Raw genomic sequence first — 15,073 nt, 5'->3', positions numbered from 1 at the left:
ACCTGTTAAATTGCCGCAAAAACATACCACACAGGTTGACACTTTCTTTTCTCTTTATCTCAAAGGTGACATTGCCTGATATTGCTATATAATGTCGCTCATTTTTATCGTTAACCGTTAGGCATTTTTCTCTTAGTTTCTTTTATATTCTTTTAGAAAGATCCTCAAACAAACCAAATTTTCAAGGCAAAATACATGCGCAGTCTCTATTGTGGTGAGGTGAATGAAGCTCACATTGGTCAAGAAGTAACTCTTTGTGGTTGGGTCAACCGCCGTCGTGATCTCGGAGCCGTTATCTTTTTAGATTTACGTGATCGTGAAGGTATAGTGCAAGTGGTTTATGATCCTGATTTTCCAGAAGTATTAGCCAAAGCCAATACTTTACGTAATGAGTTTTGCGTGCAAGTAAAAGGTAAAGTCCGTGCTCGTCCACAAGGGCAAGTCAATAAAGATATGGCTACCGGCGGTATTGAAGTTTTAGGTTTAGAACTGGTTATTTTAAATAAAGCGGCACCATTACCGTTAGACTCAAAACAAAATAACTCAGAAGAGCAGCGTTTAAAGTATCGTTATTTAGACTTACGCCGCCCTGAAATGACTGAACGTTTACGTTTTCGTGCCCGTGTTACATCAGCGGTACGTGCGTCATTAGAAGCACAAGGTTTCTTAGATATTGAAACTCCAATCCTTACTGCGGCAACGCCAGAAGGTGCGCGTGATTATTTGGTACCAAGTCGTACTCATAAAGGGAAGTTTTTTGCTTTACCTCAATCACCACAGTTATTTAAACAATTATTAATGATGTCAGGCATGGAGCGTTATTATCAAATCGTAAAATGTTTCCGTGATGAAGATTTACGTGCTGATCGCCAACCTGAATTCACACAAATAGATATTGAAACTTCGTTTATGAGTGCTGAGCAAGTGATGTCAGTGACAGAAACGATGATCCGTGAATTGTTCCAAAAAATGTTGTCTGTTGATTTAGGCGAGTTTCCAAGAATGCCTTATTCAGAAGCGATGCAACGATTTGGCTCTGACAAACCTGATTTACGTAACCCATTAGAATTAGTAGATGTTGCTGATATTTTAAAAGATGTTGAATTTAAAGTATTCTCAGGTCCTGCTAATGATGAAAACGGTCGCGTTGCTGTTATAAAAGTACCAGGGGCTGCTAGTAAACTGTCTCGTAAAAATTTAGACGACTATACTAAGTTTGTTGCTATTTATGGCGCGAAAGGCATGCCATGGCTAAAAGTTAATGATCTTGCGGCAGGTCGCGAAGGGTTACAATCACCTATTTTGAAATTTTTGTCTGACGATGCGGTGACAGCTTTATTAACCCGTGTTGATGCTCAAACAGGTGATATTATTTTATTTGGCGCAGATACTACAAACATAGTTACCGAAGCGCTTGGTGCATTACGTTTAAAATTGGGCGAAGATCTTGGTTTTACCACGGATGAATGGAAACCATTATGGGTGGTGGATTTTCCAATGTTTGAACAAGTTGATGGGCAATTACATGCAATTCATCACCCGTTTACCGCGCCAAGTAATATGACACCGGAAGAATTAATTGCTAACCCTGTTGGTGCTTTATCTGATGCCTACGACATGGTGTTAAATGGCTGTGAATTAGGTGGTGGCTCTGTTCGTATCCACGATCAAGCGATGCAGTCGGCAGTATTTGGTTTATTAGGTATTGATGAAGCGGAAGCACAAGAGAAATTTGGCTTCTTACTTGAAGCATTACAATACGGTGCGCCACCGCATGCAGGTTTAGCTTTTGGTTTAGATCGCTTAGTGATGTTAATGACAGGAGCTTCATCGATTCGTGACGTGATGGCATTCCCAAAAACTACGACAGCGGCTTGTCCGTTAACTAATGCGCCAGGTGAAGCTAATCCAGCACAGCTAGCGGAATTAGGTGTTGCCACAATTGTTGAAAATAAAACCACAGAGGATGCTGATTCGTCAGCCGAGGCGAGCGAATAAATCGTTAACTAACCTCTAAGTTAATTTGTTATCCTAAAAAAGCTTGAATGTTACTACATTCAAGCTTTTTTGTTTTTTATCGTAAATATTGCTTCTAAATTAAAACATGCTTGTATATTCAGACTTGTTTTAAATAACTATATAACTTGCAACTCTGACAATATCCAATATTATTAAAACGTTACTCATTGTTCAGGTAGGAAGTTGTACTATTAAACACATTCTTATTTTTATCCTTGTACTTTTTAGTGTTTCTGCGCCGTTAGCTCAAGCTAATGAAAAAGTTACTTTACAATTAAAATGGAAACATCAATTTCAATTTGCTGGTTATTATGCTGCAAAAGAGCAAGGCTATTATCAAGAAGTCGGCTTTGATGTTGAGATAAAAGCACGCAATATAAAAACCAGCCCTGTAGAAGATGTTTTAGCTGATCGCGCAACTTTTGGCATCACTGATTCAAGTATTGTTTTACACCGTTTGCAAAATAAACCTGTGGTAGTGTTAAGTACTATTTATCAACATAGCCCACTTGTGTTAATGGCACTAGCTGATGCTAATATTCGCAGCCCTGAAGATTTAATTAATAAAAAAGTGTCTTTTCAAAAAGGGATTGATGGCGCAGCAATCACGGCATTATTTGCCTCAGTTGGTCTCACCGATGATAATTATTCGTATGTGCCTTTTGCCTTTAACGATGATGTTTTGTTAGATGGCTCTGTTGACGCATTTTCTGTTTATATCACCAACCAGCCAGCTTATTATCAAAATAAAGGACACCAAATTACTATTATTGACCCGCGTAATTATGGTATCGATTTTTACGGTGATATGATTTTTACTTCTCAACAATATGTTGAAGCGCATCCTGAACGCGCACAAGCTTTTATTGAAGCGAGTATAAAAGGTTGGAAGTATGCATTAAGCCATCAAGCTGAATTAGTGGATTTGATCATTAACAAATATAACCCTAATGCCGATAAAGCGGTTTTGACCTTTGAAGCGCTAAAAACCAAGCCGTTAATATATTCTGAGATCACTCCAATAGGTACGGTCTCGAAAAGTCGATTTTTGCATATTGCGAATATATACCGAAATTTAGGTTTAGTTGAAAAAGAAAGCTCACTAGATGGTTTAATTTTTGACGATTATCTCAATCAAGATAAAGGCATTAATCGACAGTATTTGTTTACTGCAATAGCTGTTAGCTTTTTATTATTGTTGCTAAGTGTTGTATTTAATCGTCAATTGCGAAAAAGTGTTACCGAAAAAACCTTATCTTTGCAAAAGCTTAATGATGATTTAAATGAAAAGAATGCGCTGGTAAGTTCTCAAAATGCTCAGTTAGAGCAAGAAAAAGAAAAAGCAGAAATCGCTAATCGAGCAAAGAGTTTATTTGTGGCTAATATGAGCCATGAAATTAGAACACCAATGAATGGCATATACGGTTCATTACAGTTATTGCGTAATGAGCAGCTCAGTAATAATGGTGTTGAATTGGTGAGTAATGCCATTTCTTCAACGAAAAAGTTATTGACGATTGTTAATGAAATATTAGATTTTTCTAAAATTGAAGCAGGGCAATTACAAATTGAATGTTGCGAGTTTAATTTATCAATCCTTTTAAATGAAATAGAGTATGAATTTAGTACCTTAGCACAAGAAAAATCATTAACTTTTAAACTGAGCATTGAAGATAACTTGCCATCGTATTGGTTAGGTGATCAAGTTCGTATCAAACAAATATTGGTTAATTTATTGTTTAATGCCATTAAGTTTACTGAACAAGGCTCTGTTGAATTGAATGTTAAACTTAACCATTATTTAAAAGGCATAAGTTTTACTATTACCGATACCGGAATTGGTATGAATGAAATTGCTCTAGCTAAGTTGTTTCATCATTTCACCCAAGCAGATAGTTCAACTACTCGTAAATATGGCGGTACTGGACTAGGCATGGCGATATCACAAAACTTAACTAATTTGATGGGCGGTGAAATTCGCGTTAAAAGTAAAGAGCAAGTTGGCACAAGCTTTATGGTTAATTTACCTATGGTTAAAGTTGATAAGTTGGTGGTTGACCAAGAAATTAACTCAGCAGCTGAAGTGATCAATGCTCCAGATCTACACGATAAAATTATACTTGTTGCCGAAGATAACCGTATTAACCAAATGGTCGTTAAAAAAATGCTCGAGTTAACCAAAGCAAAGGTTTACCTTGCACAAAATGGCATTGAAGCAATTAATCTTTACCAACAAGCGCAACCGGATATTATTTTGATGGATATTCAGATGCCAGAGCTTGATGGCGTTGGAGCTTGTCAAAATATTCGAGAATTAGGCAGCAAAGTTCCTATTATTGCTTTAACTGCGAATGTTATGAAAGAAGAAGTAAGCCAATATTTAAGTTCTGGTTTTAATGCGCACTTGGCAAAACCGATAGATCAAAAAAACTTCTATCAACTACTTTCCGATCATTTAATCAGCAAGCCATAAATGTAAATGAATCAAGGCTATAACTTTTAGGGTCTGTTAACTTTGTTTATATTTTCAGCAATAGGCTATTTTTAGTGATAGCAACGCAGAATGAACGTTGTTTGCTTATTCCAAATGAGTGAAATTCTAATGCAGCTAGTGTAAAAAATAGCCATTGCCCTGTGGGCTGAGGCTAAAATCGCTTTACTCGGCGTTAAAAATTATTGGTTTAGATGACTAAACGACATAATTTCAGCCTTGATTAAAACGATTTTATCTCTCAGCTAAATTATTAAACAAAGATAAACAGACCCTAGTAAAAACTGATAAACTTCCCTGCATGATAAGATTTTTGTTCAGGTTGTACTTTGTCCATTATTCTCGGTATTGATCCCGGCTCTCGCTTAACGGGTTATGGCATTATTAAACAAGAAGGGCGTAATTTTACTTATTTGGGCAGTGGTTGTATTAAAGCAATTTCTGCTGGTAAAGAACTCGGCCCTCGATTACAAACTATCTTTGCTGGCGTGTCAGAACTTATTCTTCAATTTCAGCCGGACATGTTTGCTATTGAGCAAGTCTTTATGGCAAAAAACCCAGATTCTGCACTTAAGCTTGGCCAAGCGCGAGGCGCTGCAATTGTCGCGGCAACGAATGCCGATTTAACCATTGCTGAATATTCAGCCCGCCAAATTAAGCAGTCAGTTGTTGGTACGGGCGCTGCATCTAAAGAACAAGTACAACATATGGTGTGCTCTATTTTAAAATTACCTGCCGCGCCACAGGCTGATGCGGCAGATGCACTTGCCGTTGCTTTATGCCATGGTCATAGTTATGAGTCTTTGTTGAAAATGTCAGGTCAGGCTTCTAAAACTGTTAGAGGCCGGTTACGCTAAATTTTTATCTTGAGCTGGGTTAGCGGCTGACTGCTTGTGAACAGTGTTGTCCTTAAAGGTAAAAGTTACTTTACTGTATATTTATATAGTGTTATTGTTTTGGCAAATAAACAGGTTATAGCCAAATCATCTCAAGCTGTTGAACGGGCAAGTTGAGATAGCTTGAATATATGTAAATTAATGAAAGGTGAATTAAGTGATCGGCCGTCTTCGTGGAAAATTATTAGAAAAAACTGCACCAGAAATTTTAATTGAATGCCATGGTGTTGGCTATGAAATATCAATGCCGATGACCAGTATTTATTCTTTACCTGAAATCGATAGTGAAGCAACAATATATACTCATTTTGTCGTGAGAGAAGATGCTCAATTATTGTATGGTTTTGCCAATAAAACTGAACGTAAGTTGTTTCGCTTGTTAATCAAGGTGAATGGTGTTGGCCCTAAATTAGGCTTAGCTATATTATCTGGTATGTCGGCTGAGCAATTTGTAAGTTGTGTTGCTCATGATGACCTCACCACAATAGTAAAAATTCCAGGTGTCGGTAAAAAAACCGCCGAACGTTTATTAATTGAAATGCGCGATAGGTTAAAAGATTGGCAAAGTGATATTCATACACCGGCAACCGATGCAATGCCTTTATCAGGTGGTGAAGCAACAAGCTTAGTTCACAGTGATCATAAAGGTGATGCTATTAATGCCTTGGTTTCTCTTGGTTATAGTTCAGCACAAGCCGAAAAAGCGGTTCGAGGTATATATCAAGTGGGGATGTCGAGTGAAGCGTTAATTCGTGACGCATTAAAAGCGATGTTATAAACTTTGATTTTACTTGTTCATTTTTCTCTATATTAAAAAGATACGCTATTTATGATTGAAGCTGATCGACTGATCCAACCTATTGCAACCCGTGAAGATGAAGGGGTAGATCGCGCTATTCGCCCTAAAATGTTGGCTGATTATACCGGCCAAGATCACGTAAAATCACAAATGGAAATTTTTATTGAAGCTGCAATAAAACGAGCTGAACCGCTAGATCACTTATTAATTTTTGGTCCGCCGGGGTTAGGTAAAACCACGTTAGCCAATATTGTCGCAAATGAAATGGGCGTTAATATTCGGACAACATCAGGGCCGGTATTAGAAAAGGCCGGTGATTTAGCCGCACTATTAACAAATTTAGAAGAAAATGACGTGCTGTTCATTGATGAAATTCATCGTTTGAGTCCTGTAGTTGAAGAAATTTTGTATCCTGCAATGGAAGATTACCAATTAGATATTATGATAGGTGAAGGTCCGGCGGCGCGTTCAATTAAATTAGATTTACCGGCTTTTACTTTGATTGGCGCAACTACACGGGCAGGTTCGTTAACCTCACCTTTAAGAGATCGCTTTGGTATTGTGCAACGCTTAGAATTTTATAAAACTAAAGATTTAACTGAAATTGTAAAACGATCAGCGCATTTTTTAAATTTAACCATGGATGAGCAAGGCGCTTTTGAAATAGCGAAACGTTCTCGAGGTACGCCGCGTATTGCCAATCGTTTATTACGGCGAGTGCGTGATTATGCCGATGTTAAAACCGCAGGCGTTGTTAATGAAACAACCGCTCAACGGGCACTTGATATGCTAGAAGTTGACACCGAAGGTTTTGATATTATGGACCGTAAACTATTACAAGCCATTATTGAAAAGTTCATGGGCGGCCCTGTTGGTGTTGATAATTTAGCTGCGGCTATTGGTGAAGAGCGCGAAACCATTGAAGATGTGCTTGAACCATTTTTAATTCAGCAAGGTTTTTTGCAGCGCACGCCACGTGGCCGAATTGCAACTGATGCTGCTTATTTACATTTAGGTTTTGATTTACCGTCACAAGCATAAGTGAAAAGGCACTTTACCTGAGCTTATACGGAATGGTTTAGCTATTTACTAAATTTTAAATAAAAAAAAGCCCGTGTTAAGTAACACGGGCCAACTAATAAAGTTGATATAAGGAAGTTAATTAAAACTTTAGGGAACAAGAGAGAAAAGATAATCACTATCTAATCTAAAATATCTGGCTAATGACTTAGGTTCAAATTAAGTCAATTTGCGCTAGCTCAGACAACAATTGCATTTTAGCTAGTCGGGTAACAACTGACAAACTAATAAAACTTAACTTTCGCATTAGTTTTTCTAATGGTATGATTTTTTGCTCCATTGAGGTTTAAATACTTTGCATACGCTTCCAATAAACTGCTTACCTTAGCTTTTTAATATTTTGGCTACTGGCTAAAAATAAGAATTCTCACAATAACTTAATAAAAGTCGTTTATATTTTTACTGTTTTTTATGATACTTTTCGTATATCACACTAAAAGTTTAAATTTTGTTACAGTTCTGGCGGTTTAACGCTTGTTGTTAAGTATTAATATCTATTACTATTGCAATAATTTTATAGCCAGAAAATATGCACAACGTGTAATATACGCATCATATAACCCCAATATGGGTAAGCTAACGTTGAAAAAACAATTAATAACTCGAGATTTAATAAACTGAGATGAACGAAAATCAACACAGCTTTAGCTTGAGAATTTATTATGAAGATACCGATGCTGGTGGTATTGTTTATAATGCTAATTATTTAAAGTATGTTGAGCGCGCCCGCACCGAGTGGTTAAGGGAATTAGGCATCAGTCAATCAGACTTATTAACGAAAGAGATTGGCTTTGTGGTTCGTAAAGTGCAAATGGATAATCTTTTTGCCGGTAAACTTGATGACCAACTCACAGTAATATCTAAAATTAAGCAACTGAAAAAAGCCAGTATCATTTTTTCTCAAGATGTGTATAACCAAAGTAATCGTAAATTATGTACAGTAGAAGTGTTAATCGCTTTTGTTAATTTATCAAATAACCAAATAAAGCCTTGTGCTTTACCTCAAGAAATTTTAGGAGCCTTACCTAGTGTCAGCTGAGCTTTCAATTTTAGACTTGTTTTTACAGGCCAGTTTACTTGTAAAATCCGTTATGCTTATTTTACTTGGTTTTTCAGTAACATGCTGGACAATGATTTTTCAGCGCAAAAAAGCATTAAAAGAGGCCAATGATCAGCTTCATGATTTTGAAGATAAATTTTGGAGTGGTGCGGATATTAGTAAACTATATAGTGAAATTAACGCTAAACCTCATGTTTATGGCATTGAGCACTTATTTTCTGCTGGCTTTAAAGAATTTGCCCGTTCAAGAAAAACTCATAGCCAAAGCCCTAGTATGATTATCGATAGCACTCACCGTGCGATGCGTGTTGCTTTGTCACGAGAAGTTGATAACTTAGAAACACATTTACCGTTTATGGCAACGGTGGGCTCAATTAGTCCATATATTGGTTTATTTGGTACAGTGTGGGGTATTATGAATTCATTTATTGCCTTAGGTGCTGTTCAACAGGCTACTCTTGCTATGGTTGCACCAGGTATTGCGGAAGCGTTAGTTGCTACCGCCATGGGTTTATTTGCTGCAATTCCAGCGGTAATGGCATTTAACCGTTTCAGTCATACAGTAGAAAAACTAGAAAATAGTTATGGTAACTTTATGGAAGAATTTTCAAGTATTTTGCAACGCCAAATCACTGTTGATAATCATTAATCTAGCCACAGGTTTAAGTTACCTTATATGTATCAAAGAGTAAGACGTAGAAAAGTTGCTGAAATTAATGTCGTTCCTTATATCGACGTGATGTTGGTGTTGTTGATCATTTTTATGGTAACAGCGCCACTTATTACCCAAGGGGTTAAAGTCGACTTACCCAAAGCAGAAGCACAAGCACTCGATAAAGATAGTAAAACGCCGATGGTAGCTTCAGTTGATGCCGCGGGGAATTACTACCTTTCAATTAATGGTGAAAACCAGCAGATGTCAGCGGAAGAAGTGGCTATTGAAGTGGCGGCTAGGTTGTCGATTGATCCCGACACACCGGTTGTTGTTAATGGTGATGGTAGTGTCTCATATAATGCGGTAGTGCAACTTATGGTATTATTGCAAAATGTTGCCGGAGTGCCATCGGTAGGTTTAATGACTGATTCACCGGAGAAATAATGGTGGATAAAAAATATACAGTTGCTTTGTCGTTAAGTGTGTTTTTACACCTTTTATTAGCGTTGTTTTTATTATTTGGGAATTTTTCTCATGAGCCTAAACCAACCCCCACGCCTGTAGCACAAATTAACCCTATTCAAGCGGTAGCGATCGATAAAAGTGTGCTTGAAGCACGAGTAAATGATATTAAAAAACAAAAGTCTGATGCAAAAGCCGCTGAACAGAAGCGATTAAAAGAATTAGAAGATCGTGCCGCTAAAGCGAGAGAAAAACGTGCTAAAGAGCAAGAACGAATTAAATCGTTAGAAAAACAACGTAAACAAAAAGAAGCGGAAAAACGCAAAGCTGACGCGGCAGCTAAAGCGGCAAAAGCTAAGGCTGACCAAGCAGAAAAAGCGCGACAAGCTAAAGTTGCAGAGCAAAAAAAAGCTGAACAAGCAGCAGCTGACGCTAAAGCAAAACGCATTGCTGAAGAAAAAGCTGCTCAAAAAGCGGCTGAAATTAGAAAGCAACGCGAAGAAGAGAAAAAGCGCAAAGCGCGAGAAGCTAAAGAACGTGAATTGCAAGAGGCGATGTTAGCTGAGCAAATGGCGGCAGAAATGGCAGCTCGTGAGCAAGCAAGAAGTCAGCAAGTGATGGGTGAAGTTAACCGTTACCATGCGTTAATTAGTCAAGCTATTAATCGCAGTGTCCTAAAAGATAAAGCGACCATGAGCGGTAAATCTTGTTCATTGATCATCAGTATTACATCATCAGGTTTTGTTACCAATGTGACTACAGGTAAAGGTGATCCTGTCGTTTGTAACGCAGCGAAAACCGGCGTATTAAAGTTAGGTACTATCCCTATGTCAGATAATCCTGATGTATATAAACAATTTAAAAAGTTTGAATTGGAATATATTCCAAACTTTGACTAGGAACCGCTGATTTTTTAAGGTATAAATCACGGCGTAAACTTACATACTCGCATAACATTTATTAACGAGAATTTTGGATTTTATGAATATATTTAAAAGCATTGTATTGACTTGTTTAACCTTTTTGTCACTGTCAAGTTATGCCACCTTACAGAAAATAGTGATCACCGGCGGGCTTGACTCCGCACGTCCTATTGCCGTGGTGCCTTTTCAATGGCAAGGCGCAGGTCCTATGCCGGAAAATATTGCACAAATTATTAGTGATGATTTATTGCGCAGTGGTAAATTTAGTCCAATTGCGAGCGAAAAATTCCCATCGCAACCAACTAGCGATAAAGATATTGATTATACGGCATGGGCTGCTACCGGGGTTGAAGCGGTTGTTGTTGGCAAAGTATCAGAAACGGCTGTTGGTACTTATCAGGTGGACTTTCAATTAATTGATGTTATTCGTGGTCAATTAACCGGTGGTAACTCACAAATGTTGAGTAACGGTAAATTAGTTAAAACATCGGATCATATTTTAGATTATGCCACGATGACAATTGGCGCTGATCAATTCCGTCGTTATGCCCATCGTATTAGTGATAAAGTTTATGAAAAGTTAACTGGTACGCGTGGCGCTTTTTTAACTAAAATAGCGTATGTTATTGTGCGGGACGAAGGGGATTACCCTTACCAGTTAGTTATCGCAGATTATGACGGTTATAACGAACATGTATTATTAAGTTCAAAAGAGCCATTAATGTCGCCAAGTTGGTCGCCTGACGGGCAGCAATTGGCTTATGTAACTTTTGAAAATCATCAGGCACAAATATTTACGTTAAATATTTATACTGGCCAACGCCAAATGATCAGTTCGCATAAAGGAATTAATGGGGCGCCAACTTGGTCACCAGATGGCAATAAATTAGCTTTGGTTCTTTCAAAAGATGGGAACCCAGAAATTTATGTAAAGAACTTAGTCACCAAGCAATTACGTCGAATTACTCGTCACCGAGCAATAGATACCGAGCCAAGTTGGTCACCAGATAGCCAATCATTAGTATTTAGTTCAGAACGAGGTGGAAAACCTCAGCTATATCGCGTAAATTTAGTTAGCGGTAAGCTTAAACGGTTAACATTTGACGGTGAAATGAACTTAGGTGGCTCATTAACACCTGATGGTAAACAATTAGTGATGGTAAATCGCACACATGGCAAGTATCATTTAGCAAAACAAGAACTTGCAAGTGGACAGTTTCAAGTGTTAACTAGTACTCGCTTAGATGAATCACCGAGTATTTCACCTAACGGCGGGATAATAATTTACAGTACTTTGCATGAAAATCGCCAAGTGCTAAGTTTGGTTTCTGTTGATGGTCGTTTTAAGGCTCGCTTACCCGCGTTAAATGGGCAAGTTAAGTCGCCATCGTGGTCACCATTTTTATAAATACAACGTTTTACAAAACATAGAAGATAACAAGGAAAATATAATGCGCCTGAATAAAATTGTTAAAGCTTTAGCTATTTCTTTACCTTTACTTGCTATTTCTGCATGTAGCTCAACTGATACATCAGAAGAAGATGCACGTATTGCTGCTGAAAAAGCGGCAGTAGTTGCTCAACAAGAAGCGGCTAAACAAGCTGAGCAAGTAAAAATTGCAGCAATGAAAAAAGAAGCTGAAATGGCTGAACAAAAACGTCAGCAAGTTGAAAAATTATTATCAGCTAACATCATCTATTTTGAATTTGATAAGTCTACGCTAAGTGCTGACTTCTCAGCTATCTTAGATGCTCATGCAACATTTTTATCAGCTAACCCAAGCCGTAACGTATTAGTTGAAGGCCATGCTGATGAACGCGGTACACCTGAGTACAACATTGCGTTAGGCGAGCGTCGTGCTAAAGCCGTTGTATCATACTTAGAAAACATGGGTGTTTCTTCATCTCAAATTACTACAGTAAGCTATGGCGAAGAAAAACCATTAGCTAAAGAACGTACTGAAGAAGCATTTGCTACTAACCGTCGTGCTGTATTGGTTTATTAATATTGGGCAATAAATGAAACATTTAACTGTTTTATTAGGTGCCACATTTGCAGCTAGTACCAGTTTGGTACTAGCTGCACAACCAGCACCTGTGATTGATGTAAGTAGCCAACCGGTTAATTCAAGCAGCGCTAACGTGAGTTTGTCAGAACAACTTGCTAACGTTGAGCGTAAGCTAGATGCTCGTAATAGGGCACAAATCAATATGCAACGCCAATTAACTGATCTGCAAAATGAAGTGGACGAAATACGTGGTGTTACTGAATTGCATAGCCATAAACTCAGCCAAATTCTTGAACGTCAGCGAGAGCTGTATCAGGAATTAGACCGACGTGTAAGCCAAGCTATTCAATCTCCTCAAGTTCCTGCTACCTTAGCTTCAAATAATGTTAATAATGCGCCTAATATAGATTACAGCTCAGATTTAACTGAAAATGAAGCCTATGATCATGCTGTTAACCTTGTGTTAAAAGAAAAACAATATGATCAAGCCATTGAAAAGTTTAAAGCGTTTAATAAAAAATACCCTAATTCAACTTATGCCGCGAATGCACATTATTGGTTAGGACAATTATTATTCACTAAAAATGAATTAAGCCAAGCAGCGAATGAATTTTCGATAGTGGTTAATCAGCATAAAGATTCAACTAAGCGTAGTGATGCGATGCTGAAACTTGCGATGGTTTCAGATAAACAAGGTGACAAAGCGCGGGCTCGTGTTTTATACAACCAACTGATTAAAGAATACCCTTCTACATCGGCGGCACAATTAGCCGGTTCAAGATTAGAATTAATAAAGTAAGCAAATTCGTTTGTAACTTAAACTAAACGCTGTCTTTTTGTGCAAACAGTTCGAATTGTTAAAAAAACTTCGAATTAGTTGTTGCACTAAAATTTTATATCAGTATTATATGCGGCGCATCAGGCAGCAGCATGATGTAAACAAGTTATCGGTCGTTAGCTCAGTTGGTAGAGCAGTTGGCTTTTAACCAATTTGTCGAAGGTTCAAATCCTTCACGACCGACCACTTTTCTACCTAGGTGGTTTATACAAATAACTTGTTAAAAAATTAGAATTAAAATCGGTCGTTAGCTCAGTTGGTAGAGCAGTTGGCTTTTAACCAATTTGTCGAAGGTTCAAATCCTTCACGACCGACCACTTCTAATTTTACAATATATCTACTATCGGTCGTTAGCTCAGTTGGTAGAGCAGTTGGCTTTTAACCAATTTGTCGAAGGTTCAAATCCTTCACGACCGACCACTTCTAATTTATACAATATATCTACTATCGGTCGTTAGCTCAGTTGGTAGAGCAGTTGGCTTTTAACCAATTTGTCGAAGGTTCAAATCCTTCACGACCGACCACTTTTTTGAAGTGGTTCTATTATCTTCAACTTTACTTATTCTATTCATCCAACTTAATTTTTTATTAATAGCTTAAACCCTTAAACCTAATTTAGGTTCATTATATTGGGCTTATAACATTTAATTATCTGCTCGGGTCTTTACACTTTTATTAAAATATTACTATTTTTCTAGCCTGATTCGCTTAAACTACACATTTACCGATAATTCCCTTATAATTGCCGCCTTTTTTATATCTTGATGTACAGAGAACCTAATGAGCCAAGCCAATTTAGCCGTTGAATTTGATTTCGAATTTCCAGCTAAGCCTAAGCCTTTATCGATAGATCAAAAGGCTGAATACAAAGCTAGAATCAAACAGTTATTAATTGAGAAAAACGCTGTCTTAGTGGCTCATTATTACACTGATCCAGAAATTCAAGCGTTAGCTGAAGAAACGGGCGGTTGCGTTGCTGACTCACTTGAGATGGCACGCTTTGGTAATACTCACCCAGCCGATACCTTAATTGTAGCGGGTGTTAAATTTATGGGCGAAACAGCCAAGGTACTAACGCCGGAAAAAACGGTAATTATGCCAACGTTAGAAGCCACTTGTTCATTAGACCTAGGTTGTCCGATCAAAGAGTTTAATGAATTTTGTGATCAGCACCCTGATCGTACCGTTGTGGTTTATGCCAATACATCAACAGCCGTGAAAGCGCGAGCTGATTGGATTGTAACGTCGTCATGTGCGTTAGAAATTGTTGAACATTTAGATGAAAAAGGTGAAAAAACCCTTTGGGGACCTGATCGTCACTTAGGTAATTACATACAAAAGCAAACGGGTGCCGACATGATCATGTGGCAGGGCGCTTGTATCGTTCATGACGAGTTCAAAACCAAAGCACTAACAGATATGAAAGCTTTGCATCCAGATGCTGCGATATTGGTTCACCCGGAGTCTCCTGCTGAGATTATCGAACTAGCCGACTCAGTAGGCTCAACCAGCCAATTGATTAAAGCGGCACAAGAATTACCCAATCAAAAATTTATTGTGGCAACCGACCGTGGTATTTTTTATAAAATGCAGCAGTTGTGCCCTGATAAAGAATTTTTCGAAGCGCCAACTGCTGGAGAAGGTGCAACCTGTAGAAGTTGTGCTCATTGTCCTTGGATGGCCATGAACGGCTTAAAAGAGATTGAAGACGCGTTAATTGACCCAACAGGTAAAGAAGTGTTTGTTGATATGACACTACGTGACGGCGCACTTAAGTCGCTTAACCGTATGCTAAATTTCAACTTAAATAATAAGTAATCGCTCACAACATTATATATTCT

Annotated in this window: 13 protein-coding genes and 4 tRNA genes; all 17 read left to right on the top strand. The window is 37.9% G+C overall.

Going from position 1 to position 15,073, the window contains the following annotated elements; genetic code table 11:
- Positions 1-195: 195 nt before the first annotated feature.
- The 17 genes from aspS to nadA all read left to right on the top strand — a co-directional run bounded on the left by aspS (position 196) and on the right by nadA (position 15,050).
- A complete protein-coding gene (aspS, locus tag ACSLUO_RS10855) occupies positions 196-1,998 on the top strand; it encodes an aspartate--tRNA ligase (RefSeq protein ID WP_448248551.1) in 1,803 nt (600 codons plus the stop codon).
- Between the two features lie 154 nt (positions 1,999-2,152).
- The gene (locus ACSLUO_RS10850) at positions 2,153-4,492 is read left to right on the top strand and encodes an ABC transporter substrate-binding protein (RefSeq protein WP_448248653.1); all 2,340 of its coding nucleotides are present in this window, start codon (positions 2,153-2,155) and stop codon (positions 4,490-4,492) included.
- Between the two features lie 347 nt (positions 4,493-4,839).
- Positions 4,840-5,367: a crossover junction endodeoxyribonuclease RuvC gene (ruvC, locus tag ACSLUO_RS10845; RefSeq protein ID WP_448248550.1), complete on the top strand. Its 528-nt coding sequence runs from the start codon at positions 4,840-4,842 to the stop codon at positions 5,365-5,367.
- A 196-nt stretch (positions 5,368-5,563) separates the two neighbouring features.
- Complete coding sequence (gene ruvA, locus ACSLUO_RS10840) at positions 5,564-6,184, top strand: Holliday junction branch migration protein RuvA (protein WP_448248549.1); 621 nt, start codon at positions 5,564-5,566, stop codon at positions 6,182-6,184.
- A gap of 51 nt (positions 6,185-6,235) precedes the next feature.
- Positions 6,236-7,246 (top strand): Holliday junction branch migration DNA helicase RuvB, encoded by a 1,011-nt coding sequence (ruvB, locus tag ACSLUO_RS10835; protein ID WP_448248548.1) that lies wholly within the window; start codon positions 6,236-6,238, stop codon positions 7,244-7,246.
- A gap of 661 nt (positions 7,247-7,907) precedes the next feature.
- On the top strand, positions 7,908-8,324 hold the full coding sequence (ybgC, locus tag ACSLUO_RS10830) for a tol-pal system-associated acyl-CoA thioesterase (RefSeq protein WP_448248547.1): 417 nt from the start codon (positions 7,908-7,910) through the stop codon (positions 8,322-8,324).
- Positions 8,314-8,994: a protein TolQ gene (gene tolQ / locus ACSLUO_RS10825; protein WP_448248546.1), complete on the top strand. Its 681-nt coding sequence runs from the start codon at positions 8,314-8,316 to the stop codon at positions 8,992-8,994. Before ybgC ends, tolQ begins: the two co-directional genes overlap by 11 nt.
- Before the next feature lie 27 nt (positions 8,995-9,021).
- Complete coding sequence (tolR, locus tag ACSLUO_RS10820) at positions 9,022-9,444, top strand: protein TolR (RefSeq protein ID WP_448248545.1); 423 nt, start codon at positions 9,022-9,024, stop codon at positions 9,442-9,444.
- The gene (gene tolA, locus ACSLUO_RS10815) at positions 9,444-10,361 is read left to right on the top strand and encodes a cell envelope integrity protein TolA (protein ID WP_448248544.1); all 918 of its coding nucleotides are present in this window, start codon (positions 9,444-9,446) and stop codon (positions 10,359-10,361) included. The genes tolR and tolA overlap by 1 nt, the downstream gene beginning before the upstream one ends.
- Before the next feature lie 88 nt (positions 10,362-10,449).
- On the top strand, positions 10,450-11,793 hold the full coding sequence (tolB, locus tag ACSLUO_RS10810) for a Tol-Pal system beta propeller repeat protein TolB (protein WP_448248652.1): 1,344 nt from the start codon (positions 10,450-10,452) through the stop codon (positions 11,791-11,793).
- A 43-nt stretch (positions 11,794-11,836) separates the two neighbouring features.
- Positions 11,837-12,391, top strand: a complete 555-nt coding sequence (pal, locus tag ACSLUO_RS10805) for a peptidoglycan-associated lipoprotein Pal (RefSeq protein WP_448248543.1) — start codon at positions 11,837-11,839, stop codon at positions 12,389-12,391.
- 13 nt (positions 12,392-12,404) lie between these two features.
- A complete protein-coding gene (ybgF, locus tag ACSLUO_RS10800) occupies positions 12,405-13,193 on the top strand; it encodes a tol-pal system protein YbgF (protein ID WP_448248542.1) in 789 nt (262 codons plus the stop codon).
- A gap of 149 nt (positions 13,194-13,342) precedes the next feature.
- Positions 13,343-13,418, top strand: a tRNA-Lys gene (locus ACSLUO_RS10795).
- A 55-nt stretch (positions 13,419-13,473) separates the two neighbouring features.
- A tRNA-Lys gene (locus ACSLUO_RS10790) sits at positions 13,474-13,549 on the top strand.
- A gap of 27 nt (positions 13,550-13,576) precedes the next feature.
- Positions 13,577-13,652, top strand: a tRNA-Lys gene (locus ACSLUO_RS10785).
- A 28-nt stretch (positions 13,653-13,680) separates the two neighbouring features.
- Positions 13,681-13,756 (top strand) — tRNA-Lys (locus ACSLUO_RS10780).
- A 256-nt stretch (positions 13,757-14,012) separates the two neighbouring features.
- Positions 14,013-15,050, top strand: a complete 1,038-nt coding sequence (nadA, locus tag ACSLUO_RS10775; protein WP_448248541.1) for a quinolinate synthase NadA — start codon at positions 14,013-14,015, stop codon at positions 15,048-15,050.
- The last annotated feature ends 23 nt before the right edge of the window (positions 15,051-15,073 follow it).

It is taken from the genome of Thalassotalea agariperforans, assembly GCF_053470345.1.
This window is presented reverse-complemented; position numbering and strand designations above follow the sequence as displayed.